Annotated in this window: 22 protein-coding genes; 14 read left to right on the top strand and 8 right to left on the bottom strand. The window is 71.9% G+C overall.

The annotated features are described in order from the left end of the window. Nucleotides 1–30 precede the first annotated feature (30 nt). From AB0C38_RS40460 to AB0C38_RS40450, 3 genes are all read right to left on the bottom strand, one after another. Nucleotides 31–1,194 (bottom strand): glycosyltransferase, encoded by a 1,164-nt coding sequence (locus AB0C38_RS40460; protein ID WP_360683548.1) that lies wholly within the window; start codon nt 1,192–1,194, stop codon nt 31–33. An 87-nt stretch (nt 1,195–1,281) separates the two neighbouring features. Next, entirely contained in the window at nt 1,282–2,622 is a 1,341-nt protein-coding gene (locus AB0C38_RS40455; RefSeq protein ID WP_360683545.1) for an NAD(P)/FAD-dependent oxidoreductase, read from the bottom strand. A 66-nt stretch (nt 2,623–2,688) separates the two neighbouring features. After that, on the bottom strand, nt 2,689–3,270 hold the full coding sequence (locus AB0C38_RS40450) for a dihydrofolate reductase family protein (protein WP_360683542.1): 582 nt from the start codon (nt 3,268–3,270) through the stop codon (nt 2,689–2,691). 93 nt (nt 3,271–3,363) lie between these two features. Here AB0C38_RS40450 and AB0C38_RS40445 point away from each other — a divergent pair, with 93 nt between their 5' ends. After that, nucleotides 3,364–3,921, top strand: coding sequence for a GNAT family N-acetyltransferase (locus AB0C38_RS40445; RefSeq protein WP_360683539.1), 558 nt, complete (start codon nt 3,364–3,366; stop codon nt 3,919–3,921). Between the two features lie 3 nt (nt 3,922–3,924). Here AB0C38_RS40445 and AB0C38_RS40440 read toward each other — a convergent pair whose 3' ends face one another. Next, entirely contained in the window at nt 3,925–4,416 is a 492-nt protein-coding gene (locus tag AB0C38_RS40440; protein WP_360683536.1) for a MarR family transcriptional regulator, read from the bottom strand. A gap of 145 nt (nt 4,417–4,561) precedes the next feature. Here AB0C38_RS40440 and AB0C38_RS40435 point away from each other — a divergent pair, with 145 nt between their 5' ends. From AB0C38_RS40435 to AB0C38_RS40420, 4 genes are all read left to right on the top strand, one after another. Further along, on the top strand, nt 4,562–5,245 hold the full coding sequence (locus AB0C38_RS40435; protein ID WP_360683742.1) for a hypothetical protein: 684 nt from the start codon (nt 4,562–4,564) through the stop codon (nt 5,243–5,245). 244 nt (nt 5,246–5,489) lie between these two features. Further along, complete coding sequence (locus AB0C38_RS40430; protein ID WP_360683533.1) at nt 5,490–7,067, top strand: DNA polymerase Y family protein; 1,578 nt, start codon at nt 5,490–5,492, stop codon at nt 7,065–7,067. Between the two features lie 134 nt (nt 7,068–7,201). After that, nucleotides 7,202–10,510, top strand: coding sequence for an error-prone DNA polymerase (locus AB0C38_RS40425; protein ID WP_360683530.1), 3,309 nt, complete (start codon nt 7,202–7,204; stop codon nt 10,508–10,510). 81 nt (nt 10,511–10,591) lie between these two features. Beyond that, nucleotides 10,592–12,568, top strand: coding sequence for a cellulose binding domain-containing protein (locus AB0C38_RS40420; RefSeq protein WP_360683527.1), 1,977 nt, complete (start codon nt 10,592–10,594; stop codon nt 12,566–12,568). A gap of 101 nt (nt 12,569–12,669) precedes the next feature. Here the strand turns inward: AB0C38_RS40420 and AB0C38_RS40415 are convergent, their stop codons facing one another. Beyond that, the gene (locus AB0C38_RS40415) at nt 12,670–13,086 is read right to left on the bottom strand and encodes a MarR family transcriptional regulator (protein WP_360683524.1); all 417 of its coding nucleotides are present in this window, start codon (nt 13,084–13,086) and stop codon (nt 12,670–12,672) included. Between the two features lie 53 nt (nt 13,087–13,139). Here AB0C38_RS40415 and AB0C38_RS40410 point away from each other — a divergent pair, with 53 nt between their 5' ends. Beyond that, on the top strand, nt 13,140–13,544 hold the full coding sequence (locus tag AB0C38_RS40410) for a hypothetical protein (RefSeq protein WP_360683521.1): 405 nt from the start codon (nt 13,140–13,142) through the stop codon (nt 13,542–13,544). A gap of 85 nt (nt 13,545–13,629) precedes the next feature. Here AB0C38_RS40410 and AB0C38_RS40405 read toward each other — a convergent pair whose 3' ends face one another. Next, nucleotides 13,630–15,663, bottom strand: a complete 2,034-nt coding sequence (locus AB0C38_RS40405; RefSeq protein WP_360683518.1) for a glycogen debranching N-terminal domain-containing protein — start codon at nt 15,661–15,663, stop codon at nt 13,630–13,632. A 113-nt stretch (nt 15,664–15,776) separates the two neighbouring features. On the opposite strand from AB0C38_RS40405, the gene AB0C38_RS40400 reads away from it, so the two are divergent. From AB0C38_RS40400 to AB0C38_RS40385, 4 genes are read left to right on the top strand one after another with little or no spacing between them, the layout of a single operon-like run. Beyond that, complete coding sequence (locus AB0C38_RS40400; RefSeq protein WP_360683515.1) at nt 15,777–16,841, top strand: LacI family DNA-binding transcriptional regulator; 1,065 nt, start codon at nt 15,777–15,779, stop codon at nt 16,839–16,841. Between the two features lie 25 nt (nt 16,842–16,866). Then, nucleotides 16,867–18,096: an extracellular solute-binding protein gene (locus AB0C38_RS40395; protein WP_360683512.1), complete on the top strand. Its 1,230-nt coding sequence runs from the start codon at nt 16,867–16,869 to the stop codon at nt 18,094–18,096. 4 nt (nt 18,097–18,100) lie between these two features. After that, nucleotides 18,101–19,165: a sugar ABC transporter permease gene (locus AB0C38_RS40390; protein WP_360683510.1), complete on the top strand. Its 1,065-nt coding sequence runs from the start codon at nt 18,101–18,103 to the stop codon at nt 19,163–19,165. After that, nucleotides 19,162–19,977: a carbohydrate ABC transporter permease gene (locus AB0C38_RS40385; RefSeq protein ID WP_360683507.1), complete on the top strand. Its 816-nt coding sequence runs from the start codon at nt 19,162–19,164 to the stop codon at nt 19,975–19,977. Before AB0C38_RS40390 ends, AB0C38_RS40385 begins: the two co-directional genes overlap by 4 nt. Before the next feature lies 1 nt (nt 19,978). Here AB0C38_RS40385 and AB0C38_RS40380 read toward each other — a convergent pair whose 3' ends face one another. After that, a complete protein-coding gene (locus AB0C38_RS40380; RefSeq protein WP_360683504.1) occupies nt 19,979–20,836 on the bottom strand; it encodes an LLM class flavin-dependent oxidoreductase in 858 nt (285 codons plus the stop codon). Next, nucleotides 20,836–21,855: an aldo/keto reductase gene (locus AB0C38_RS40375; protein WP_360683502.1), complete on the bottom strand. Its 1,020-nt coding sequence runs from the start codon at nt 21,853–21,855 to the stop codon at nt 20,836–20,838. Before AB0C38_RS40375 ends, AB0C38_RS40380 begins: the two co-directional genes overlap by 1 nt. A gap of 90 nt (nt 21,856–21,945) precedes the next feature. On the opposite strand from AB0C38_RS40375, the gene AB0C38_RS40370 reads away from it, so the two are divergent. The 4 genes from AB0C38_RS40370 to AB0C38_RS40355 all read left to right on the top strand — a co-directional run. Then, entirely contained in the window at nt 21,946–22,488 is a 543-nt protein-coding gene (locus AB0C38_RS40370) for a TetR/AcrR family transcriptional regulator (protein WP_360683500.1), read from the top strand. Continuing rightward, complete coding sequence (locus AB0C38_RS40365) at nt 22,485–23,588, top strand: cytochrome P450 (protein ID WP_360683497.1); 1,104 nt, start codon at nt 22,485–22,487, stop codon at nt 23,586–23,588. The genes AB0C38_RS40370 and AB0C38_RS40365 overlap by 4 nt, the downstream gene beginning before the upstream one ends. Before the next feature lie 4 nt (nt 23,589–23,592). Further along, on the top strand, nt 23,593–24,024 hold the full coding sequence (locus tag AB0C38_RS40360; RefSeq protein WP_360683494.1) for a pyridoxamine 5'-phosphate oxidase family protein: 432 nt from the start codon (nt 23,593–23,595) through the stop codon (nt 24,022–24,024). Nucleotides 24,025–24,233: 209 nt separating this feature from the next. Continuing rightward, a partial coding sequence (locus AB0C38_RS40355) for a transposase family protein (protein WP_360683491.1) occupies nt 24,234–25,075 on the top strand: 842 nt, incomplete at its 3' end.

Raw genomic sequence — 25,075 nt, 5'->3', positions numbered from 1 at the left:
TCGCCGGAACTCCCGGCGAGGCCCGCTCGCTCAGACCAGTTCGACGAGCCGTTTCGCGGCCACCATTGCGCCGTCGGTACGGATGTCCACGCGGGCTTCGGACGCGAGCGCCGTGGCCAGCGCGGCGGACAAGGACTCCGCGGTCGGCACCGGGTCCGGGTGGGCCGCGCCGATGCCCAGTTCGGCCACCCGCTCCGCCCAATAGGGCTGGTCCGCGATCCGCGGCACCACCACCTGGGGCGCGCCGGCCCGGGCGGCCGTCGTGGTGGTGCCCGCGCCGCCGTGGTGCACGACCGCCGCCACCCGGCGGAAGAGCGCCTGGTGGTTGACCTCGTCGACGACGAAGCAGTCCTCGGCGTCGTCGACCGCCGTCAGGCCGGCCCAGCCGCTGCCCAGGACGATCCGGCGGCCGTGCGCGCGGATCGCGTCGGTCGCCGCCCGGGCGATGCCCTCCGGCGCGTACGCGGCCATGCTGCCGAAGCCGACGTACACCGGCGGCTCGCCGGCGTCGAGGAACTTTTCCAGCTCGTCCGACAGCGGACGCTCGTCGGGCAGGAGCCACGCGCCTGTCTGCAGCACGTCGAGGTCCGTCGGGCACAGCACCGGATCCGCGGCCAGCCACGGCCGGTCGGTGAAGACGTGGTCGCGGACGTTGTCCACCGGCGGCAGCCCGATCGCCGCCCGGTTCCGGTCGAGCGCCGGGCCGTACAAGGCGTTCACGCGCTCGGCGTCCTGCCGCCACAGCACCCGGTTGTCGGTCTCGCCCGCCGGCGACGGCGTGCCCGGCCGGGCCCCCGGCGGGAAGTGCGGCGACGGCAGGCCGTGCAGGTGGTAGCACGCGTACACGTAAGGGATCCCGGCCCGCTCGGCGACGTCCCGCGCGCCGGCGGGCAGGAGTCCCTGCGCCACCACCACATCGCAGTCCGCAGCCACCTCGGTGAGCGTGGCGAACCGCGCGGTGACCAGCTCGTCCGCGAGCGCGAACGGGTCCGGCCGCTCGCGGGTCACCACCGACCGCACCGACGGGCCCAGCGGCACGTGCGCCACCCCGGCCCGCGCCAGCAGCGATACGAAGTCCTCGTCCGGTGGCCCGCACACCACCGCGTCCGCGCCGGCCTCCCGCAGCGCCACCGCCAGTCCCGCCAGCGGTTCGACGTCCCCGCGCGATCCCCACGTCGTCAGCAAAACACGCATTCCGCGTTCCCCCGTTTTCCCAGGTTGCAGCCTTCGGCGGGCCATTCTGCGGGATCACCCCCGCCTTGCCGCAAGCCCCGGGTTCGGCTATACCTTGAAGGGGGCGGGGAGTTCTTCGTTCCATTCCGGACGGTCGCCGCCGCTGACGAACGCGTCGCGCGGGTGCTGCACCGAAGCCAGCGACAGGATGTCCCGCCCGAACAGCGCCGCGGTCAGCCACACGGTGAGCACACGGACCTTGCGTTCCCAGCTCGGCACCGCCAGCACGTGGTAGCCGCGGTGCATGAGCCACGCGGGCAGGCCGGTGACGACCAGGCGCCGGTACTGGAAGATGCCGCGCCCGAGGCCGAGCGTCGCAATGGCGCCCAGGCTGTGGTGGACGTACGGCTTCGGCCGCCGGCCGCGCAGCGTCGCGATGATGTTGCGGGCCAGCAGTTTTCCCTGCCGGTAGGCGTGTTGCGCGTTGGGCACCGTGCGCGCGCCCGGCACCGGCGAGGCGAGGTCGGGCACCGCGGCGTCGTCGCCGGCCGCCCAGGCATCGGCCACGCCCTCGACACGCAGGTCCGGCCGCACGACGACCAGGCCGCGTTCGTCGACCGGCAGGTCGGTGTGCTGGCCGACGACGGGGTTGGCGCCGTTGCCGGCCGTCCACACGATCAGCTCCGAGTCGAACTCCTCGCCCGTCGAGAGCGTCACGTGCCCGCCGGTCGCCGACGTCACCAGCGTGTCCAGGTGGACGCGCGCGCCCCGCCGTTCCAGCTCGCGCACGACCCAGCGTCCCGGCCGGTCGGTGACCTCCGGCAGGATCCGGCCCGACGCTTCGACGAGGTGGAACCGCAGCTCGTCGCGGTGCAGTTCCGGGTAGTGCTTGAGCAGCGCCGTCGCGAGCGACAGCAGTTCGCCGAAGCCCTCGACGCCCGAGAAACCACCGCCGACGAAGGTGACGGTGAGCAGCTTGCGGCGCAGTGGGCCGTCGGGCAGCGCCGCGGCGCGGTCGAACGAGGTGAGCAGCCGGTCCCGGATCGCGACGGCCTCTTCGACGTGCTTGAGGCCGATCGCCTCGTCGGCGACACCCGGCACGGGCAGTTTCCGGGTGACGGCCCCGGCGGTGACGACGACGAGGTCGTAACCGAGCTCGAAGGCGTCGCCGTCGGTGGGCCGCACGGTGACGACGCGGTGCGCGTGGTCGATGGCGGTCACGGTGCCCGCGATGACGCGGGTGCGTCGCAGGTGCCGCCGCAGCGACACCGCGGCGTGCCGGGCTTCGACGGCCCCGGCGACGACCTCGGGCAGGAAGGGCTGGTAGGTCAGGTAGGGCCGCGGGTCGACGAGGGCGACCTCGGCCTCGCCTTTCCTCAGTTTCTTTTCCAGCTTCCAGGCGGCGTAGAAACCGGCGTAACCACCGCCGACGATCAGGATCCGGCGCATCTCGTCCTCTTTTCTCGCTTCACCCCCAGGACGAGGGGGCGGCCGGGGACGTGACAGGGATCCGCGTCACAGGCCGTGCCGGGTGGGCCGGTAGACGAGCTCCTGGGTGTGGCCGTCGAGCGTCCGGCTCTCGAGCAGCTCGAGGTCGAAGTCCTCCGCGCCCGCGAAGACCGGGTTGGTCCCGGTCCGGCCGGTGATGACGGGGAAGATCGTCACCTGGACGCGGTCGACCAGGCCGGCGGCCAGCAGCGCCCGGTTCAGCGACAGGCTGCCGTTCGAGCGCAACGGCACGTCGGACTCTTCCTTGAGCCGGGCGACGACGTCCACACCGTCACCGCTCACGACGGTGGCGTCCGGCCAGCCGAGCGGTCCCCGCAGGGTGCTCGACACGATCGTCGCGGGCAGGTCCTTCATGCGGACGAGCCACTGGTCCCAGCTGCCGGGCTCCGCGACGATCGAGGGCAGCAGCTCGGCGTTCTCGCGGTACGTCGTGGCCCCGAAGACCATCCGCTGCGGCTCGCTGAACTGGGCGAACCGGTGCTCGAGCAGTTCGGGGCCCTGCTTGCCCCAGTAGCCGCCCCAGTCGCCGCAGTGGGTGCCGAAGCCGTCGAGGCTGGAGAAGACGTCGAAGGTGTAGGTGGCGGTCATGGTGTCCTCCTCAGGTGGGGGTCTCTCACCCTGGCTACGAACGGGCCCGTCGCCGTTCGACACCACCGCGGAAATGGGGGCAGGATCCCGCGGATGACCTACACCACCGGACCGCTCGACGCTTCGACGTGGGACGCGTTCGCGGAGCTGGCCGAGCGCAACAACGGCGTCTTCGGCGGTTGCTGGTGCCTCGGATTCCACCCGGAGGGCACCGTGCGCGGGAAGGTCCGCCGGGAGCTCAAGGAGGAGCGGGTCCGGACCGGTGGCGCGCACGCGGCGCTCGTGTTCGACGACGACGGCGTCGCGCAGGGGTGGTGCCAGTACGGCGGCCCGGACGAGCTGCCCCGCATCAAGCACCGGCGCGAGTACGAGAAGGCCGCGCCGCCGCGCCCGGACTGGCGGATCACCTGCTTCTTCGTCGACCGGAAGCACCGGCGCGACGGCGTCGCGCGGGCGGCGCTGGAAGGGGCGCTGGCGCAGCTGGCCGCGGTCGGCGGTGGGCTCGTCGAGGCCGTCTCCGAGGTGACGGCCGGCCGGGACGCGCCGGGCCGGTTCCTGTTCAGCGCGACCGTCGAGCTGTTCGAGGAGTTCGGGTTCACCCGCGTGCGGCAGGTCGGCACGCACGCGTGGATCGTGAGCCGCGTGGTCTGAGCGTCAGCCCCAGATGGCTTCGGGGGCCGCGGCGGCGGGCGGTTCCCCGCCGGCTTCGGCGAACGCGGTGAGCGCGTCGACGAGCCCCTGCCGGCTCTCCGCCGGCATCCGGGCGACGATCTTGGCGATCTCCTTGCGCCGCCGGGTCGTCACCTGCCGGACGATCCGGGCGCCTTCGCGGGTGATCTCCAGCACGATCTCGCGGCGGGAAACGGGGCTGTGCTGACGATCGACCAGGCCGCCGGCGACCAGCCTGTCGACCATGCGGCTGGCGGTGGACGGCGTGACCCCGAGGTGCTCGGCCAGCGTCGCGTGCTTGAGCGGCCCGCGCGTGTGCAGCACCACCAGGAGCCGGAACTGCGGCAGGGTCAAGCTGCCCTCGGCCGCGGCGATCGACCGGACGGACACCGCCACCAGCAGCCGGGACGCGGTGAGGACCGCGTCGGTCAGCGTGTCGACGCTCGCGGCGTCGATGCCCGGGGTCGTGCGGGTCATGCGCTCCAGTGTGCCGGAACGCACCTGCCCCGCCGGGGTGACCCCCGGCTTGACAGCGGGCCGCTCGTCTCGCACTATGCGAACAAGTGTTCGATGAGTTCCTGGGTTCGCCCGGTGCGAGTACGTGGTGCTGGAGGTGAGCGTGGTGGCGGTGCCGGAGGCGCTGGCCGGGCTCACGGCGATCCCGGGGGTCGGTACGGCGGCGCAGCTGAGTCCGGGTTCGGGTTCTCCTGAGTTGTTGACGGTGCTCCCGCCGCTGGCGCGGTTGCTGCCGGAAGGCGGATTGCGCCGCGGCAGCACGATCGCGGTGGGCGGCGCGATGTCCCTGGTGCTGGCCCTGCTGGCGGCGGCGACCCGCGACGGGTCATGGGCGGCGGTGACGGCGCTCCCCGAGCTGGGCCTGGCCGCGGCGGCGGAGCTCGGCGTCGACCTGGAGCGGCTCGCACTGGTGCCGCACCCGGGCGCGGAGCTGACGGGCGTGCTGTCGGCGCTGGTGGACGGGTTCGACCTGGTGGTGCTCGGACCGGTCGCGGTCCAGCCCCAGCTGGCCCGGCGGCTGGCGGGCCGGGTCCGCAACCGCGGAACGGTCCTGCTGACGGTGGGCCCGTGGCCGGGCGCGGACCTGGAGCTGCGGGTCTCGGATCGTCGCTGGCAAGGGTTGACGCAGGACGGATACGGCCACCTGCGGACGCGCGAAGTGGTGGCGACGAGCCGCGGCCGCGGGGCGGCGGCGAGGCCGTCGTCGGTCCGGTTGCAGCTGCCGGGGCCGGGCGGAGGGATCGCGGGGAGCGAGCCGCCGGAGCGACGGCTGGCCGAGGTGGCCGGGTGAGCCGTGGCGCCGGGATCGGTTGAGCCAGCCAGGACCGCGCGACGACGGGCTGGGTGCCGCGAGCTGATCGGACCACGCGATGAGTGGTGCGCAGCAGTTCTTCGAGCCGGCCTCCGCGGCGGGTTTGCCGCGGTCGCGCGATGAGCCGCGCCGCCGTTGTGCATGCCGGTCGGGCACCTTGCCCGGGCCGGGCGATGACCCGGAAGCCGTTCGCCACAGCCGGTTTCCCTCCCGCGGCCGCGGGATGAACGGTCCGCCACGGCTGCTCGTGCTGTGGTGCCCGGACTGGCCGGTCGTCGCCGCCGGGGCCGCCGGCGGGACTCCGCCCCTCACCCCCGCCGCCGTCTTCTCCGCCAACCGGGTCGTCGCCTGCTCCGCCGAGGCGCGCCGCAATGGTGTCGGGCGCGGGATGCGCCGGCGGGACGCCCAGTCCCGCTGTCCCGGACTCGTGGTGCACCAGCACGATCCGGACCGCGACGCCCGGCTCTTCGAACCCGTCGCCGCCGCCGTCGAAGCGCAGGCCGTCGGGGTCGAGGTCGTGCGGCCCGGCATCGTCGCCGTCCCCGTCACCGGTGCCGCCGGGTACTTCGGCGGCGAAGAAGCCCTCGCCGAGCTCCTCATCGACGAGGTCGAAGCCAACGCCGGCGTCGAGTGCCAGGTCGGGATCGCCGACGGCCTCTTCGCCGCGATCCTCGCCGCGCGCCGCGCGGCGCTGGTGGCGCCCGGGCAGGCAGCACAGTTCCTCGCGCCGCTCTCGATCGCCGAGCTGAACCAGCCGGGCGACGACCGCGGCGAGCTCGTCGACACGCTCCGCCGGCTCGGGCTGCGCACCCTCGGCGCGTTCGCCGCCCTGGCCGAACGCGACGTCGCCGGCCGCTTCTCCCGGGACGCCGTCACCGCCCACCGGCTCGCCCGCGGCCTCGCCGAACGCCCGCCGCTGCGGCGCGCCCTGCCGCCGGACCTGACCGTCACCGAAACCTTCGACGACCCCCTCAGGAGAATCGACGAAGCCGCGTTCGTCGCGAAAACCCTCGGCGAACGCTTCTTCGCCGGCCTCGCGAACCACGGACTCGCCTGCACCCGCCTGGCGATCGTCGCCGTCACCGAAGCGGGCGAAGAACGCGTACGCGTCTGGCGCTGCGCCGAACCCCTGACCGCCCGCGCGACGGCGGACCGCGTGCGCTGGCAGTGCGAAGGCTGGCTCACCACCCGCGACCGGCCCACCGCCGGGATCGTCCGGCTGCGCCTCGATCCCGAAGAGGTCGTCGGCGGGCAGGCGCTGCAGCTGCAGCTGCAGCTCGGCTCGATGGGCCGCGACGCCGACGCCGCCGAGCGCGCCGGCCGCGCCCTGGTGCGCATCCAGGGCCTCCTCGGACCCGACGCCGTCTTCACCCCGCTGCTCGACGGCGGCCGCGGCCCGGCCGAGCGTGTCCGCCTGGTCCCGTGGGGCGAGCCGCGGCGCCCGGTGGTCGAGGACCGGCCGTGGCCGGGCCGCCTGCCCGCGCCGTCCCCGGCCCGGGTGCCGCCCCGGCCCCCGGCGGCGCTGGTGCTCGACGCGGTGGGCGACGCGGTCCGCTGCACCGACCGCGGCGAGCTCAGCTACCCGCCGGCCACGGTCGCGGTCGACGGCCGCCCGCCGCGCCGCGTTCTCGGGTCGGCGGGTCCCTGGATGGTGCACCCGTCGTTACCGGCCAAGCGCGGCGCGCGGCCGAAGGCTCGCGTCCAGGTGGTGCTGGAAGGCGAGGACGACGATCTGGCGGTGCTGCTCGAAGTCACCGTCGGCGTCGATCCACAGTGGACAGTCGAAGGAATTTACGACTAGTCCTTTGTGACCGATGCGACTCCCGAGTTGACACCAGGCGGCTCCCGGCTCAGGATCGAGCCACCGCAGTCGTACGTGTGTTCGAACAGTAGTCGCTGGCTTCCCCTCAGCGAACTCCTTGTGGGGAGCCGATTTTGGCGTTCAACAATCCGAGCGTGCCGTGGTCCGAAGTGGAGCGGATCGCCTCCGGGCGGCCGCCCGTTCCCGGCGACGGCAACGATGCCCCGGCGTGGTCGCGCAAGCGCGAAGGGTACGCGGGGGCGCCCGAAGATCTGCGGGACCGGAGAGCGCGGGACGACGCCGGCGACCGGATCCGTGCTCCCTACGCCGAGCTGCACGTCCACTCCAACTTCAGCTTCCTCGACGGCGCGAGCCATCCCGAGACGCTCGTCGAGGAGGCCGCGCGGCTCGAGCTCGACGCCCTCGTCCTCACCGACCACGACGGCCTGTACGGCGCCGTCCGGTTCAACGACGCCGCCCGGGAGCTCGGCGTCCGGGTCGGGTTCGGGGCCGAGCTGTCGCTCGACCTGCCCGGGCCGCAGGCCGGCGAACCGGACCCGGAAGGGTCGCACCTGCTGGTGCTCGCCCGGCAGCAGGAGGGCTACCACCGGCTCTGCAAGGTCATCTCCCACGCGCAGATCGCGGGCGGCGAGAAGGGCCGGCCCGTCTACGACCTCGAGGAGCTGGTCGACGAGCTGGCCGGGCACGTCGTCGTGCTCACCGGCTGCCGCAAGGGGCCCGTCCGCCGGGCGCTCGCCGAGCACGGGCCGGCGGCCGCGCGGGCCGAGCTGGGCCGGCTCGCGGACTGGTTCGGGCCGCGGCACCTCGCCGTCGAGCTGATCGACCACCGGCAGCCCCTCGACGACGCGGCCAACGACCACCTCGCCGCGATGGCGAAGGAGCTGCGGCTGCCGACCGTCGTCTCGAACAACGCGCACTACGCCCGCCCGGAGGACGCCGTCGTGGCCGACATGGTCGCCGCCGTCCGGGCCCGGCGCTCGGCCGAGGACCTCGAAGGCTGGCGGCCGCCGTCGGGGCAGGCGTTCCTGCGGTCCGGGATGGAGCAGCGACGCCGCTTCGAGCGCCGCTATCCCGGTGCGGTCGGCCGCGCCGCCGTCCTGGGCGTCGAGGTCGCGTTCGACCTGAAGCTCGTCGCCCCCGACCTGCCGCCGTTCCCGGTGCCGGCCGGCCACGACGAGATGTCGTTCCTGGGTGAGCTGACCCGGCGCGGCGCGGCGAAACGCTACGGGTCGCGCGAGGAGAACCCGAAGGCCTACGCCCAGCTCGACCACGAACTCGCCATCATCGAGAAACTCGGTTTCCCGGGCTACTTCCTGGTGGTGTGGGACATCGTCCGGTTCTGCAAGGAAGCCGGCATCCTCTGCCAGGGCCGCGGCTCCGCGGCGAACTCCGCGGTCTGCTACGCGCTGGAAATCTGCCACGCCGACCCGGTGAAGTGGAACCTGCTGTTCGAACGCTTCCTCGCGCCGGAACGGGACGGGCCGCCGGACATCGACATCGACATCGAGTCCGGCCGCCGCGAGGAGGCCATCCAGTACGTGTACGAGAAGCACGGCCGCTTCCACGCCGCGCAGGTCGCCAACGTCATCACCTACCGCGCACCCTCGGCGATCCGCGACGCCGCGAAGGCGCTCGGGCACAGCTCCGGCCAGCAGGACGCCTACAGCAAGCTCGTCGATCGCTGGGGTGGCACCAAACAGCAGACGGCCGGCGAAATCCCCGCCGACGTCCTCGACCTGGCCGCCCGGATCGAGGACTTCCCGCGCCACCTCGGTATCCACTCCGGCGGCATGGTGATTTCGAAACAGCCGGTGTCCGAAGTGGTCCCCGTCGAATGGGCGACCATGGCCGACCGATCGGTCCTGCAGTGGGACAAGGACGACTGCGCCACCGTCGGCCTGGTCAAGTTCGACCTGCTCGGCCTCGGCATGCTGTCCGCGCTGCACTACACGATCGACCTCGTCGCCGAGCACCACGGCTCCACTGTGGACATGGGCAAGCTCGACCTCGCCGACCCGAACGTCTACGACATGCTCTGCGAAGCCGACGCCGTCGGAGTGTTCCAAGTGGAGTCACGCGCCCAGCTGGCGACGCTGCCACGGTTGCGGCCGAGGAAGTTCTACGACCTGGTCGTCGAAGTCGCGTTGATCCGGCCCGGGCCGATCCAGGGTGGTTCGGTGCACCCGTACATCCGGCGCCGCCGCGAAGAGGAGGAATGGCAGCACGCCCACCCGCTGCTGGCGTCCAGTTTGGACCGGACGCTCGGGGTGCCGCTGTTCCAGGAGCAGGTGATGCAGATGGCCGTCGACGTCGCGAGCTTCACCCCGGCCGAAGCCGACCAGCTCCGCCGCGCCATGGGCGCCAAGCGGTCCAGTGCGAAGATGAAGGCGCTGATGGCGCGGTTCTTCGCCGGCTGCGAAGCCAACGGCCTCGACCGCGAGCTGGCGACGCGGATCTTCGAGCAGATCCACGCCTTTTCCGGCTATGGCTTCCCCGAAGCGCACTCGATGTCGTTCGCGCTCCTGGTCTACGCGAGCGCGTGGTTCAAGCGTTACTACCCGGCCGCGTTCTGCGCCGGGCTGCTGCGCGCCCAGCCGATGGGCTTCTACAGCCCGCAGTCCCTGGTCGCCGACGCGCGCCGGCACGGCGTCTTGGTGAGGGAGCCGGACATCAACGCGAGCCTGGCGCACGCCACCCTCGAACCCGACGCCGGCAGTACCGGCGGCGTCGCGCTCCGCCTGGGCCTCGCCGGGGTCCGGCACCTCGGCGACTCCGTAGCCGATGAGATCGTCGCCGAGCGTGACGCGAACGGCCCGTACGCCGGTGCCGGTGATCTCACCCGCCGCGTCCAGCTGAAGAAGAACGCCGTCGAAGCCCTGGCCACCGCGGGCGCGTTCGGCGGCGACCGGCGTCAGGACCTCTGGGCCGCCGGCGCCGCGGCGGCCACCCGGCCCGGACACCTACCGGGCCTGGCCCCGGGCCTCGACGCGCCCGCGCTGCCGGGCATGACGCGGCTGGAGGTCACCGCCGCGGACCTGTGGGCCACCGGCGTCTCCCCGGGCAGCCACCCCGTCGAGTACCTGCGCGAGCTGCTCACCGAGCGCGGCGCGCTCACCGTCGCCGAGCTCATGCGGGTCGAGGACGGGACGCGGGTGTGGGTCGGCGGCGCGGTCACCCACCGGCAGCGCCCGGCCACCGCCGGCGGGATCACGTTCCTCAACCTCGAGGACGAGACGGGCATGGCGAACGTCCTAGTCTCGCCCGGCCTGTGGCAGCGGCAGCGCCTGGTCGCCCGCACCAGTGCCGCGCTGCTGGTCCGCGGGCAGGTGCAGGCCGCCGAGGGCGTCGTCACGCTCGTCGCCGACCGCCTCGAAAGACTCGAACTGCGGATGAAACCCGGGCCGTCGCGGGACTTTCGTTGACTTCCGGGCCGCGCACTGGTTCTCTGCTCTGAGAGCGCTCTCAGCCATCCGTGCGTCTCGACGAGTGAGGATGGACGATCCATGACAGCTCGACGTCTGCGCTGGGCAGCGTGGCCGGTGGCCGCCGTGCTCGTGGCGGCCGTGCCGGCGGCGGCCGCGGCGGTCCCGCCCGAAGCGACCGTGACGGTCGACGCGCGAGCGGGGCTGGCCACCGTGCCGGACACCGCCCTCGGCGTCAACCACGCGGTGTGGGACAGCCAGCTGGGCACCGATGCGGTGGCCGACCTGCTCGGCGGCGCCGGGGTCCGCACGATGCGGTACCCCGGCGGCTCCTACGGCGACATCTACCACTGGAAGGACAACACCGCGCCGGGCGGCTACGTGGCGCCCGGCACGGACTTCGACACGTTCATGGGCGGCGTCCGGCGGGCCGGTGCCCAGCCGATCGTCATCGCCAACTACGGCACCGGGACGCCGCAGGAAGCCGCCGACTGGGTGCGGTACGCCAACGTCACGAAGGGCTACGGCGTCAAGTACTGGGAGATCGGCAACGAGCTCTACGGCAACGGTCACTACGGCGCGAACTGGGAGGCGGACAACCACGAGGACAAGAGCCCGGCCGCGTACGCCGCGGGCGTGGTGGCCTACGCCGACGCGATGAAGGCCGTCGACCCGTCGGTGAAGATCGGCGCGGTGCTCACGACCCCGGCGAACTGGCCGGACGGCATCGTCGGCGCCGGGGACACCGGCACGTGGAACCAGACGGTGCTGTCGATCGCGGGCCCGCACGTCGACTTCGCCGTGCTGCACTGGTATCCGGGCGGGTCGACGGCCGCGGAAGCGCTTACCAAGACCGAGCAGGTGAGCGACATGATCTACCTGGCGCGGGACCAGATCACGCGGTACGCGGGCCGGCCGCTCGGTATAGCCCTGACCGAGACGAACACACCGATCGGCATGAACACCCAGCCCGGCGCGCTGTTCGCGGCCGAGGCGTACGCGTCCATGCTGGAGAACGGCGTGTTCACGGTCGACTGGTGGGACACGCACAACGGGGCGACCGCACTGTCCACAGTGGCCGGATATCCGGACTACGGCGACTTCGGCCTGCTGTCCAGCGCGACCTGTCTCGACGGCGGGTGCGAGCCCGCGCTCAACACCCCGTTCGCGCCGTACTACGGGTTGAAGATGCTGAGCACGTTCGCGCGTCCCGGCGACCAGTTCGTCCGGGCCGGCGCGGACGACCCGCTGCTCGACGTGCACGCGGTCCGCCGTCCGGACGGGGATCTCGCGGTGCTGCTGGTGAACAAGGATCCTGCCGAGGCCCGCGCGGTGACGCTGGACTACGCGGGTGCTTCGGTGTCTGACGTGTTCACCTTCACGAACGGCGCGACGTCGATCACCCACGCGTCGTCGTGGGACCGGACGGTGCCGCCGTATTCGCTGACGACGGTGGTGCTGCATCCCGCGGCGGCTTCGGTTGCGTTGCGTGCGCCGGGCCAGCCGACCGCGACGACGACCGACACGACGGCGACGATCAGCTGGCCGCCGTCGGCGCCTGGCGTGAAGTACGAGGTGTACCGGCAGGCGGGGGTCGTCAGTGAGCAGTGGGGTGAGACGACGGGGACGTCGCTCTCGGTCGGGAACCTGGTGCCGGGAACGCGGTACACGGTGAACGTGCTGGCCCGGGACGGGGCGGGGAACGTCTCGTGGGCGTCGCCGCCGTTGACTCTCACTACCGGTGCGCCGTCCGCGAGCAGCTGCACGGTCCGGATGACGGACGTGAACGACTGGGCGAGCGGTTTCGTGGGCGGGATCCACGTGGTCTCCACCGACCCGACGACGGACTGGACGTTGACGTTCACGTGGCCGACCGCGCGGCAGCGGGTGACGAGCGGCTGGAACGGGACGTGGACCCAGTCCGGTTCCGAGGTGAAGGTGACGTCGTCGGCGCCGCTGGCGTCGGGGGCGGATGTCGGGTTCGTCGCGGATTATGGCGGGCCGAACATCCTGCCGACGGCGTTCAGGGTGAACGGGACTCTTTGCTCGGTGGGCTGAGGATGACGTGAACGACTCGTTCATGGCGTCGGACGAGGTGAACGAGTCGTTCACGACATCGGAGGCGCGCCGGCGCGGGGTCGGCAGCCGACTTTGCCGGGTCAGTCCGTGTTCGCCAGGTGCGTCAAAGCCGACCGCAGCACCCGCCGCACCTCCGGGCTCAACCCCGCGAGCTTCCGTTCCTCCACCACCCGGATCGCGTCCCGCACCGCCCCGTGCCGCTGGATCCCCGCCGGAGTCAAGCGGACGATGCGCGCACGTCGGTCCGACGGGTCCGGCGCGCGGGTCACCAACCCCTCCGCGACCAGCCCGTCCAGCAACGCGATCAACCGCGTCTTGTCGTAGTGGATCTCCTGGGCCAGCGCCAGCTGACTGGACGCCGAGCCGTGGGCCAGGGTCGCCAGGACCGCGTACTGCCACATCGACAGCCCGTGCTCCGCCAGGACCGGCCCCTCCGCCTCGGCCAGCGCGCGGCCCGCCCCGGCGCAGAGGGCCGCCAGGTCGTCGTCCTCCGTCACCCGGGGGATCTTACGCGTGGACAAATCATACGCATGTGCGTATCGTTTCCATCATGACATCAATCGAGACGGGGCGCGCCGAGACGCGCACGATCACCCTCACCGCGAAGCCCGAAAGCGTCGTCGCCTACCTCTCCGACGCCCGCCACCTCCCCGAGTGGGCGCCCGGGTTCGCGCCGGCCGTCGAACACGACCACGACGACGTCTGGCGCATCCCCGGCGAAGGCGGGGCGCGGCAGGTCGTCGTCAAGGTCGCGAAAGACCACGGCGTCGTCGACTTCGTCAGCGCCGACGACCCGAACCTCGGCCTCTTCGCCCGCGTGGTGCCCAACCTGACCGGCGCCGAGCTGATCTTCAGCCTCTTCTTCCCCGAGGAAACCGAACCGGCGGCGGTCGACGCGCAGATGGCGGTCGTCGACGAAGAGCTCAAGGCCGTGCGAGAGCGCGTCGAAGCGTGAACCGGGACGTCCGGGTCGCCGGTCCCCGGGGCGAGTAGACGAGCCCGAAGTGGCTACCCGATTTCAGGCGACGGTCCAGCCGTTCCTACTCGTGGCGCTGTTCCGGAAGGAGTGAGAAACCCGGCGGCAGCCGCAGTTCCGTCACTTCGCCGGCGGCGTTGATCGCCACGTCCAAAGTGGACCCGGCCAGCGGCAGCCCCCGGACCCGCAGCGCCCCGACCGGGCTGGGCCGGGGCGGGTCCAGGGTCACCGTCCGCGCGGGGACGTCGGCGTCCAAGCCGAGGAATGCCATGAGGAGGCTCATGGCAGCCGCCGCCGACCAGGCCTGGGGGCGGCACGACGCCGGGTAGGGGAGGGGCGACGACGTCTCCGAGGGGCTGTAACCAGAGAACAGTTCCGGCAACCGGTAGTCGAACGCCGGAGCGGCCGAAAGCAGTTGCGCGGCCAAGGAAGCCGCGCGAGAACCCTGTCCCGATCGCTGCAGGCCCCGGAGGACGATCGCCGTGTCGTGCGGCCAGATCGAGCCGCAGTGGTAGCTCAGCGGCGAATAGCCGCCCGAAGAAGAGCTCATCGTGCGCAGGCCGAACCCTGGCGCCAGTCGCGGATCCAGCAGCAGCGCCCCGATCTCCGCGCTTTCCGGATCGGAGACCAGTCCGGTGCCGAGCAGGTGGCCGATGTTGCTCGTCAGGGCGTCCACCGGCCGCTTGTCGCCGTCCAGTGCCAAGGCCGGGTAGTGGCCGTCCGAAGTGGACACCCAGAACCGGTCGCGGAAGCGCTCTCGTAGAGCCGCGGCCCACTCGGAAAGACCGTCGGCGGGCTCGCCGAGCGCCGTCAGCAACGAAGCCGCGCACACGACCGCTTCGTGCTGGTACGCCTGGACTTCACTCAGGGCGATCGGCGGTTTCGCCTGCTCGCCGTCGCGGAAGCGGACGGCGTCGCCGGAGTCCTTCCAGCCCTGGTTGGCCAGGCCGTGCCCGCTTTCGTCGCGGTACTCGGCGAACCCGTCACCGTCGGAGTCGGCCGCGCCGGTGATCCAGGACAACGCGAACCGCAGCGTCGGCAGCAGGTCGCGGATCTCGTCTTCGGGCAGGCCCCAGCGCCACGCGTCGTGCAGCAGGCAGACCCACAACGCGGTCGCGTCGACGGTCCCGAAGTACTCGGCGGGCAGCGCGGCGCCGCCGATCGTCTCGAAGACGTCCCGGCGCCGCTCGTGCAGGATCTTGCCCGGCGCCTCGCCGGTCGCCGGGTCGTGCCGGGTGCCCTGCGCCCGGGCGAGCGTCCGGAGCGTGCCGCCCGCGAGGTCCACTGACAGCGGCAACGCGAGCCGCGCGGCCCAGATGCTGTCGCGCCCGAACAGCGTGAGGAACCAGGGTGCGCCCGCGCCGGCGAACGCGTCGCCGGGGTGATCGTGCTCGGCGAGCAGGAGGCCGTCGAGGTCGTCGAGGGCGCGGTCGAGCAACGCCGTGAACCGGCGGTCGTCGGCGTGCACCTCCGGCCGCGGCAGCCGCGTGCCGGCCGGCACGAACAGGGCCCGCTCGTCGGACACCGCCAGTGACCAGCGCAAAGTCGTGGTGCCGGCCAGTTCGACCGGCCAGCGCAGCCGGACGCGGGGGCCGTCGGCGACGACTTCGGCGCCCTCGGCCGTCACCTCGGACACGGCCGAGTCCGCGGCCCACCGGGTGCCGTCCGGGGTCACCGGGGCGCGGCGGCCGCCCGACTTGATCTCGTCGATCGGCGCGAAGTCGGCCGCCAGCACCACTTCGACGACGCAGTGGCGGCTCACCCCGTCCGTCGAGACGAGCGAAAGCTCCTCGGTCATCCCGGACGCCGTGACGCGGCGCTCGCGTCGCAGCCACACCGTCGGGTCGGGCCCGGGGGCGCCGAGCCGGCGCAGCAGCCCGGTGAACCGCGCGCGGCCGGCGCCCGGCTCGTCGCTCGCGATGGCCTCCGGCTCGTCCCCGTCGACCGTCACTACGGCTTCGCTGAGCAGCCGCAGGTCCCCGTGCAGGAGACCCTGCGTGCCGCCGTCGCGGATCTGCCCGTCCCGGCCGGACAGGACGACGGTCGGCGCGTGCAGCGCGATCGCGAGGTCGTGGAGGAGGGGCTGGAGGTCGGCCATGACCACGATTGGATCGATCAAACGAAAGAATGTCAACTCTATTCGCGGTCTTGACAGCTCAGCGCCACGGGTTCAGAGTGTCGGCCAGTTGAACGTTCAAAACGGAGGCTCGAATGGGACGGCCCACGCTGAACTCGGTGGCCGAGGCGGCCGCGGTGTCGCGCCAGACCGTGTCCAACGTGATCAACTCGCCCGAGGTGGTCAGCCCGGAGACGCGGGAACGCGTCCAGGCCGCCATCGAGCGGCTGGGCTACCGCCCGAACACCGCGGCGCGGCAGATGCGCACCACGCGCTCGCAGATCATCGGGCTGTGCATCCCGCCGTCGGGCAACGGCGTCAGCGGCGTCGTGCTCGACCAGTTCCTGCACTCGCTGACCGCGACCGCCGAGCGCTACGACCACCGGATCATGCTGTTCACCGCGGCCGACGACGAGGCCGAGACCCGCGCGTACGCGGACTTGATCGCCTCGGTCGGCATCGACGGTTTCGTTCTGACGAACACCCACCACGACGACCTGCGCACCCGCTGGCTGCTCGAGCGCGAGCTGCCGTTCGTCACCTTCGGCCGCCCGTGGGGCGCGGAGGACACCCACCCGTGGGTTGACGTCGACGGCGCCGCCGGCACCCGGCTGGCCACCGACCACCTGCTGCGCCAGGGCCACCGCCGGATCGCGTTCGTCGGCTGGCCCGAGGGTTCCGGCAGCGGTGACGACCGCCGCGCGGGCTGGGCGGCGGGGCTCGCCGCGGCCGGGCTGGGCGAAGGCCCGCAGGCCGCGGTGTACGACGGGGTGGAGGGTGGCCGCTCGGCCGCCGTCCGGCTGCTGGACGCGAGCGGGCCGGCCGGGCGCGACCGCTCGGCGAGCCTGCCCGGCGGGGGGCCGGCCGAGAGCAGCCATACCGGCGCCCCGACCGCGTTCGTCTGTGCCAGCGACTCTCTCGCCCTCGGCGTCACCGCCGAACTGCGCGACCGCGGCATCCGGCCCGGTGCCGACGCCGCCGTGATCGGCTTCGACGACACCCCGACCGCGTCCGTGCTCGGGCTGAGCAGCGTCGCCCAGCCCATCGCCGACGTCGCCGCCGAATGTGTGCGGCAGCTGCGGGCCATCCTGCGCGGCGAAGCTCCGGCCGGACCCGCGACCACGCTCTTCACCCCGCACCTGGTGCTCCGCAGTACCTGAGTCCCCGCGCGATCAAGGAGGATCGATGCTTCCCCGCCGAACTGTGGCCGCCTTCGCGGCGGCCGGCCTGCTGCTCCCGCTTTCCGCCTGCGGCAGTGGCTTCGACGACTCGTCCCAGCCCGCCACCCAGCAGGCCGGGCCCGCCACGCTCAAGGTGATGATCGCCGCGAGTGGCGGCGCCGAGCTCAAAGCCATGCAGGACGCCGCCGCGGCCTGGGGCAAAGACGGCTCCAAGGCCGAGGTCGTCTCCGCCAACGACCTCCCGCAGCAGCTGAGCCAGGGCTTCGCCGCGGGGAGCCCACCGGACGTCTTCGCCGTCGACGCCACCAAGTTCCAGGGCTACGCCGCCGAAATGCTCCCGTACGGCGACGGACTGTCCTACAAGGACGACATCTACCCGACCCTGCGCACGACGTTCACCCAGGACGGCAAGCTTTACTGCGCCCCCAAGGACTTCTCGACGCTGGCGCTGGCGATCAACACCGACGACTGGGCCGCGGCCGGGCTCACCGACGCCGACTTCCCGAAGACGTGGGACCAGCTCAAGGCCGTCGCGCAGAAGCTGACCACCGGCGGCCGGACCGGGCTGGTCTTCAACGACACCCGCGACCGCATGGGCGCGTTCCTGGTCCAGGCCGGCGGCTGGGCGGTCGACGCCGACCAGAAGAAGGCCACCGCGGACACCCCGCAGAACCTCCAGGCCCTGACCTACGTCCGCGACCTGCTCTCGTCCGGGGTGGCCAAGTACCCGAAGCAGATCGGCGCGGGCGACTCCGGCGAGGCGTTCGGCCAGCACAAGGCGTCGATGAGCATCGACGGCAACTGGATGGTCGGCGGCATGAAGAAGGACTACCCGGACGTCAAGTACCGGGTCGTCGCGCTGCCCGCCGGGCCGGCCGGGCCCGGGACGCTGTCGTTCACGCAGTGCTGGGGCATCGCCGCCAAGAGCAAGTTCCAGGAGCAGGCCAAGCAGCTCGTCGACTCGTTCATGCAGCCGCAGCAGCAGCTCGCGTTCGCCGAGGCGTTCGGCGTGATCCCGTCGCGGCAGTCCGTGCGGGCGCAGTACGAGCAGAAGTTCCCGGCCCAGTCGGCGTTCGTCGCCGGCGCCGACCACGCGCACGGCCCGGTGACCGTGACCAAGATGGACCCGGTGCTGACCGACTTCGACGCCCAGCTGCAGCAGCTGCCGGGCGCCGACCCGAAGCGGATCCTGCAGCAGCTGCAGCAGAACACCACCGCCGCGCTCGGGCAGTGACACCATGAGCACGCTGCTCACGATTCCGCCCGCCCCGGGTACCGCACCGCCTCGCGGCACCCGGGGAAGGCGTCCGCTGCGCCGCGAGGGCCGGGCCGGGTGGCTCTTCCTGACCCCGACGCTGGTCGTGCTCGGCCTCTTCATGGTGCTGCCGATCCTGATGGCGCTCTGGGTGAGCGTCAGCGACTGGACCGGCAACGGCAGCCCGTTCTCCTCCCGCGTCACCTTCGTCGGCGGGGACAACTACGCCGCGCTGTTGACCGAACCCGGGCTGACGCGCCAGAACTTCGCCACCAGCGTCCGGAACAACGGCTACTTCGTGCTGTTCGTCGTGCCGCTGCAGACGGCGTTCGCGTTGTTCCTCGCGCTGGTGCTGCACAAGAAGAAGCTGAAGGGCCGCCAGTTCTTCCGGACGGCCTTCTACTTCCCGACCGTGACCAGCTCGGTCGCGATCTCGGTCGTGTTCCTGTTCCTGTTCTCCAGCACCGGCACGGTGAACGCCGCGCTGAAACTGTTCGGAGTGGACGGTCCCAGCTGGTTCGCCGACCCGCGCGGCATCTTCCACCTCGCGCTCGGCGACCCGGCGAACCCGCCGTCCGCGCTGGCGGGGCACGGTTTCCTCGGACTGTCCTGGTGGGACTGGCTCGCCGGCCCGAGCGTGGCGATGTGCTCGATCATCGTGCTGGTCATCTGGACCTCCACCGGCGGCTTCATGCTGATGTTCTACGCGGCGCTGCAGAACCTGCCGCCGTCGGTCGACGAGGCCGCGCTGATCGACGGCGCGACCGCGTGGCAGCGCTTCCGGCGCGTCACGCTGCCGCAGCTGCGCCCGACGCTGTTCCTCGTGCTGACGCTCGGCCTGATCGGCACCTGGCAGGTCTTCGACCAGGTGTACGTGCTCAGCCGCGGCAACCCCGCCAACACCACGCTCACCCCGGCGTACCTCTCGTACTCGACGTCGTTCATCGGCCACCAGTGGGGCCAGGGCGCGGCGATCGCGTTCCTCCTGTTCCTCGTGATCGTGGCCTTCACGCTGGTGCAGCGCTGGGCCCTGCGGGAGCGTCGATGAAGCGCCGCTGGCTGGGCTATGCGGTGCTCGTGCTGGTCGCGGCGCTGTACATCTACCCCTTCCTCATCCAGCTCGCGACGGCGTTCAAGACCGACGCCGACGCCACCGCGAACCCGCTCCTGCCCTGGCCGCAGCAGTGGTCCTTCAGCGTCTTCAAGACGCTCGCCGAGCAGGACTTCCCGCGCTGGGCGGCGAACTCGGTGTTCGTCTCGGTGACGATCACCGTCGGCCGCGTCGTGTTCGACTCGCTCGCCGGGTACGCACTGGCCCGGCTGCGCTTCCGCGGCCGTCACGCGATCTTCGGGGCCGTCGTGGCCGTCATCGCGGTCCCGAGCGTGGTCCTGCTGATCCCGAAGTTCCTGGTGCTGAACCAGCTCGGCATGTACGACAGCTATTCGGGGATGATCATCCCGCTGCTCGTCGACGGCGCCGGGGTGTTCATCATGAAGCAGTTCTTCGAGACCGTGCCGGTGAGTGTGGAGGAGGCCGCGCGCATCGACGGCGCCGGCCCGCTGCGCACGTTCTGGTCGGTGGTGCTGCCGATGTCGAAGCCCGCGCTGATCACCGTGACCATCCTGTCGTTCCAGGGTTCCTGGAACGAGCTGCCGCACTACATCGTGTCGCGGCAGGACCCGGCGCTGAACACGCTGACCTCGGGCGTGGCGTCCCTGGTGTCCGGCGAGCTGGGCCAGGGCAACCAGTTCCCGCTGAAGCTCGCGGCCGCGCTGCTCATGACGGTGCCGGTCGCGGTGGTGTACTTCGTGTTCTCACGCCGGTTCACGCAGGGAACCTACGAGGGAGTCGACAAGTAGCTCAGCGGATGAGCTCGTCGGCGACCCATTGCGCGACGCCATCCGGATAGGGGTTCGCCAGGCCGAGGACGAAGTGCCCGAAGCCGGCACCGACGGCTTCTTCGATCTTTTCGCGGGTGGACTCGGGCTTGTCGTAGTCGACCGGCAGGAAGATCGAACGGGTGATCTCCGCCGGGTCACGGCCGATCTCGGCGCAGTAGCGGTCGAGCAGCCTGCTGCGGCCGGCGAGGTCGTCGATGTCGCCGCCGCCCGGGATGTTCCACAGGTCGGCGTGCTCGGCGACCACGCGCAGCGTCGCGCTCGCCCGGCCGCCGATCATGATCGGCGGGTGCGGCCGCTGCACCGGCTTGGGGTTGCCGAAGGCGCCCTTCAGCTTGACGTGCTCGCCGTCGAAGTCGAACGGCTCATCGTCGGTCCACAAGCGACGGATGACCGTGCAAGCCTCGGCGAGCGCGGCGACGGCGTCGTCCTGGGTGTGGTAGGGCAGGCCGTGTCCGTCGTATTCGCGGCGGGCCAAGGGATGGCTCGGGCGCGAGCCCGCGCCGATGCCGAAGTCGAGGCGGCCGCCGGACACGATGTCCACGGTCGTCGCTATCTTCGCCAGCACCGCGGGCGGCCGGAAGCGGTTGCTGGTGACGAGCAGGCCGAGGCGCAGCCGCTCGGTCTGCGCGGCCAGCGCCGAAAGCAGCGTCCAGCCTTCGAAGATCGGGCCGTCCGGGTCGCCGCCGATCGGCATGAGGTGGTCGAACAGCCAGGCGTGCTCGATCTCCGGGACGGTGTCGGCTTCGCGCCAGACACGCAGGATCTCGTCGTAGCCGACGTTCATGGGTGCGGTCATGATGCCGAAGCTGGGGGTCATCAACGCCTCCGGAGGGACGGGTCGAGCAGGGCGGGCGGGGTGTCGAACTTCTCGTGCGCGGCCAGGTCTACGCCGGGCGCGACGACGGCGTCGAGCTCGTCGAGCACGTCGGCGGGCAGGACGGTGTCGGCGGCTTCGAGCTGCGAATTCAGGTGGCCGAGCGTGCGCGGGCCGATGAGCGCGCTGGTCACGGCCGGGTGCGCGGTCACGAAGCCGAGGGCGAGCTGAATCAGCGAAAGACCCGCTTGCTCGGCGATCTTGGCCAGCTTTTCGACGGCGTCGAGGCGGGCCCGGTTGACGGGATCGGTCAGGTCGAAGCGCTGCGGCAGGACCTTCGATCGGCTGGTGGCGATCTCCTGCCCGGCGCGGACCGCGCCCGACAGCCAGCCCGAGGCGAGGGGGCTCCAGGCCAGCACGCCGAGGCCGTACTCCTGCGCCACGGGCAGGACGTGCGCCTCGATGCCGCGTTGCAGGATCGAGTAGCTGGGTTGCTCGGTGACGTACCGGCTGAGACGGTTCTCCCGCGCGGCCCACTGGGCCTGGACGATGCGGTAGGCCGGGAAGGTCGACGAGCCGAAGGCGCGGATCTTGCCCGCGCGCTGCAGGTCGGTCAGCGCGGAAAGCGTTTCCTCGTCGCTCGTGGTGGGGTCCCAGCGGTGGACCTGGTAGAGGTCGACGTGGTCGACGTCGAGCCGGCGCAGGCTGTCGTCGAGCGCTTTGAAGAGCCAGCGGCGTGAGCTGCCGCGGTGGTTGCGCTCGTCGCCCATCGGCATGGTGGCTTTGGTGGCCAGCACGAGGTCGTCGCGGCGGTTCTTGACGGCCTGGCCGACCATGACCTCCGACTCGCCCTGGCCGTACATGTCGGCGGTGTCGACGAGGTTGATCCCGCCTTCGAGCGCGGCGTCGACGATGGCGGTGGCCTCGTCCTGGGTGGTGCGCCCGATCGCGCCGAAGTTCATCGCGCCGAGCGCGAGGGTGCTGACCTGGATGCCGGTGCGGCCCAGGGTGCGGTACTGCATTTCGGTGGCCTCCGTGACAAGATGGCAAACGGAACACTGCTCCGCTAACGATACGGAGCAGTGTTCCGTTTAGCAACCCCGGGAGGTGTGGTGAGCGAAAGCAAGCCCAAGCGGGCGGACGCCCGGCGCAACGAGAAGACGTTGCTCGACGCGGCGGCCGCGGTCTTCGTGGCGTCGGGCGTGGACGCGCCGGTGCGCGACATCGCGGCGAAGGCCGGCGTCGGGATGGGCACGATCTACCGCCACTTCCCGACGCGGGCCGACCTGATCATCGCCGTCTACCGGCACCAGGTGGAGGAGTGCGCTTCGGCCGGACCCGCGCTGCTGGCGGCGGCGGACTCCCCCCACGCGGCGCTGGCCCGGTGGATCGACCTGTTCGTCGACTTCCTGGTGACCAAGCACGGGCTGGCCGGCGTCCTGCAGGGCGACGGCTTCGACACGCTGCACGCGTACTTCCTGGAGCGGCTCGTCCCGGTGTGCGCGCAGCTGCTCGAAGCGGCCGAGCTGACCTCGCGGGTGCGACCGCTGGAGCTGATGCGCGGGGTGGGCAACCTGTGCGTCGGCGCGGAAGACAACCCGGACTACGACGCGCGCCGCCTGGTCGGGCTGCTGATCGAGGGGCTGCGGGCGTGATCGAGCAGCTCACGACCGACCCGTACCCGCTACTGGCCCGGCTCCGGGCGGAGGAGCCGGTGGCCTGGCTGCCGGCGTTGAACGGCTGGCTGGTCACGCGGTACGACCTGGCGGTGCAGGTGATGCGCGACGCGGCGACGTTCACCGTGGACGACCCGCGCTTCTCGACGGCCCGGGTCGTCGGCCCGTCGATGCTCTCGCTGGACGCCGGGGAGCACGCCCGGCACCGGACGCCGTTCTCCCGGCACTTCCGGCCCCGGGAGATCGAGGACCGGTTCACCGGGTTCGTCCGCGCCGAATGCACCCGGCTGGTCGACGGGTTCGCCGCGGCCGGGCAGGCGGAGCTGCGGCGGGCGCTGGCCGGGCCGCTGTCGGTCGCGGTGGTGGCCGAGGCGCTGGGCCTGGACGGTACCGACGCGGCGCGGGTGCTGGCCTGGTACGACGCGATCGTGTCCACAGTGGACAACATCTCGGCGGGCCGTCAGCCGGGTTCTCATGGCGCGGAAGCTTTCGACGAGCTGCGGGCACACCTGGAGGGTTCGATCGGGCGTCGCTCGTTGCTGACCGAGGCGGCCTCGGTGCTGGCCTTGCCGGAGGTGGTGTCGAACGCGGCGGTGCTGATGTTCGGGGGTATCGAGACCACCGAGGGCATGATCGCCAACCTGCTGCTGCACCTGCTGCGCGAGCCGGTCCACCTGGACCGCGCCCTCATCCCGGCGGCCATCGAGGAGTCGCTGCGGCTGGAACCCGCGGCGGCGGTGGTCGACCGGTACGCGACCCGCGACGTCTCGCTCGCCGGCGCGTCGATCGCGCGGGGCGATCTCGTCACGGTCTCGCTGACGGCCGCCAACCGTGACCCCGCGGTGTTCCCGGACCCGGACGTCTTCGACCCGCGCCGCCCGAACCTGCGCAAACAGCTGGCGTTCGCCCACGGCCCGCACTTCTGCCTCGGCGCCGACCTCGCCCGGCTGGAGACGCGGATCGCCGTGGAGACCGTGCTCGACCGGCTGCCGGGGATCGCCTTGGCGGAGCCGGCCGCGCCGTCCGGGCTGGTGTTCCGGAAACCCGCGGCGGTCCACGCGCGCTGGCTGCCATCATGACCGCATGACGGCGTGGCGTGAGTTCGAAGCGGCGGAACCGGAGTTCGCTCGGCGCGTGCAGGGGTTGTTCGACGCGCACCGGCACAAGACGATCGCGACCCTGCGGGCCGACGGGTCACCGCGGATCTCCGGCATCGAGACGAAGTTCACCGACGGCGAGCTGACGTTCGGCTCGATGCCGAACGCCCGCAAGGGCGCGGACCTGAAGCGCGACCCGCGGCTGGCGCTGCACAGCGCGACGGTCGACCCGGTCGAGGGCGCCGAGGCGGACTGGCCGGGGGAGGCGAAGATCGCCGGCCGGGCTTTCGACACGGGTGAGGGCTTCCGCGTCGACGTCACCGAGGTGGTCCACACGCACCTGAACCCGGAGGCGACCCTGCTGGTCGTGGAGTGGTGGACGCCGGAGGCCGGGCTCCGCAAGATCGAGCGCGAGTAAAGCGCCCCAATGTGGCCTTGGTTGCGTTGAGCGCACCCAAGGGACCCTTCGGTGCGTTGAACGCACCGAAGGCCACATTGGGGTTGTTTCATCGTGGTTGTGGCTGGTCAGGATGCCGAGAGCGGCCTGATTAGGTGCTGTGGCAAGAAACGACACGCGGACCAGCGTGATGGCCCGGGCATAGGTGAAGCCCTCGGCAAGATCGAGATGTGAGTCAACAACCCGCCGAGGGCTTCAGCCCCCTTTCCTACCAGGTCACCCTCCCCCTCTCACGACAGACCCTGCAGATGGTCGCCGAACTGATCCGCGCCCACCGAGGCCGGCTGCGGTCCCGCTGGCGCAAAGCCAGCCCCGGCGAGCAGGCCCTGGTCGTGCTGGCCGTGCTGCGCGACGACCCGCGCTTGGCCCACATCGGCGCAGGCCAGGGTGTGTCGGCTTCCACGGTGCGGCGCTGGGTGCTGGAAGTCCTCACCCTGCTCGCCGCCCGCGCCTGCCGGTTGGGTCGGGTCCTGCACCGGCTGGCCGCCCAGGGCGCGGCCGTGGCGCTGGTGGACGGGACCCTGATGCGGACCCGTCGCCGCACCGGCCGCGCCAACCGGGCCAACTACAGCGGCAAACACAAACACCACGGCCTGGTCGTGCTCGGCGTGACCGACGAGACAGGCCGGCTGATGTGGGTCTCGGGGGTGCTGCCCGGGCGGACCGCTGACATCACCGCCGCCCGCCGGCTACACCTACGCGAACGGCTGCACGACTATGGCCTGTCCCCGGCCGGGGACAAGGGGTTCCACGGCTGGCACACAGACGTCCGCAACAGCCGCGGCTGCGACCGTTGCGGCGGAGTGTGTGAGCAGGTCGTGCTCACTCCTTACAAGGCCGAAGCGAACCGGCCGTTGACTGTGGGTCAGTTGCGGGCCAATGCGGTGTTCTCGGCGATGCGCTGCGCGGTGGAGGGTGGCTTCGCCGCCCTCAAATCCTGGCGCATCCTCGACAAACTCCGCTTGCACCCTCGCCACGCCACCACGTTGCTGCGGGCTCTGCTCGTGCTGAC

It is taken from the genome of Amycolatopsis sp. NPDC048633 (assembly GCF_040650695.1).
In the GTDB taxonomy this organism is placed as follows: Bacteria; Actinomycetota; Actinomycetes; order Mycobacteriales; family Pseudonocardiaceae; genus Amycolatopsis.
Note: the sequence above shows the minus strand (reverse complement) of the source record. Positions and strands in the feature narration are given on the sequence as shown.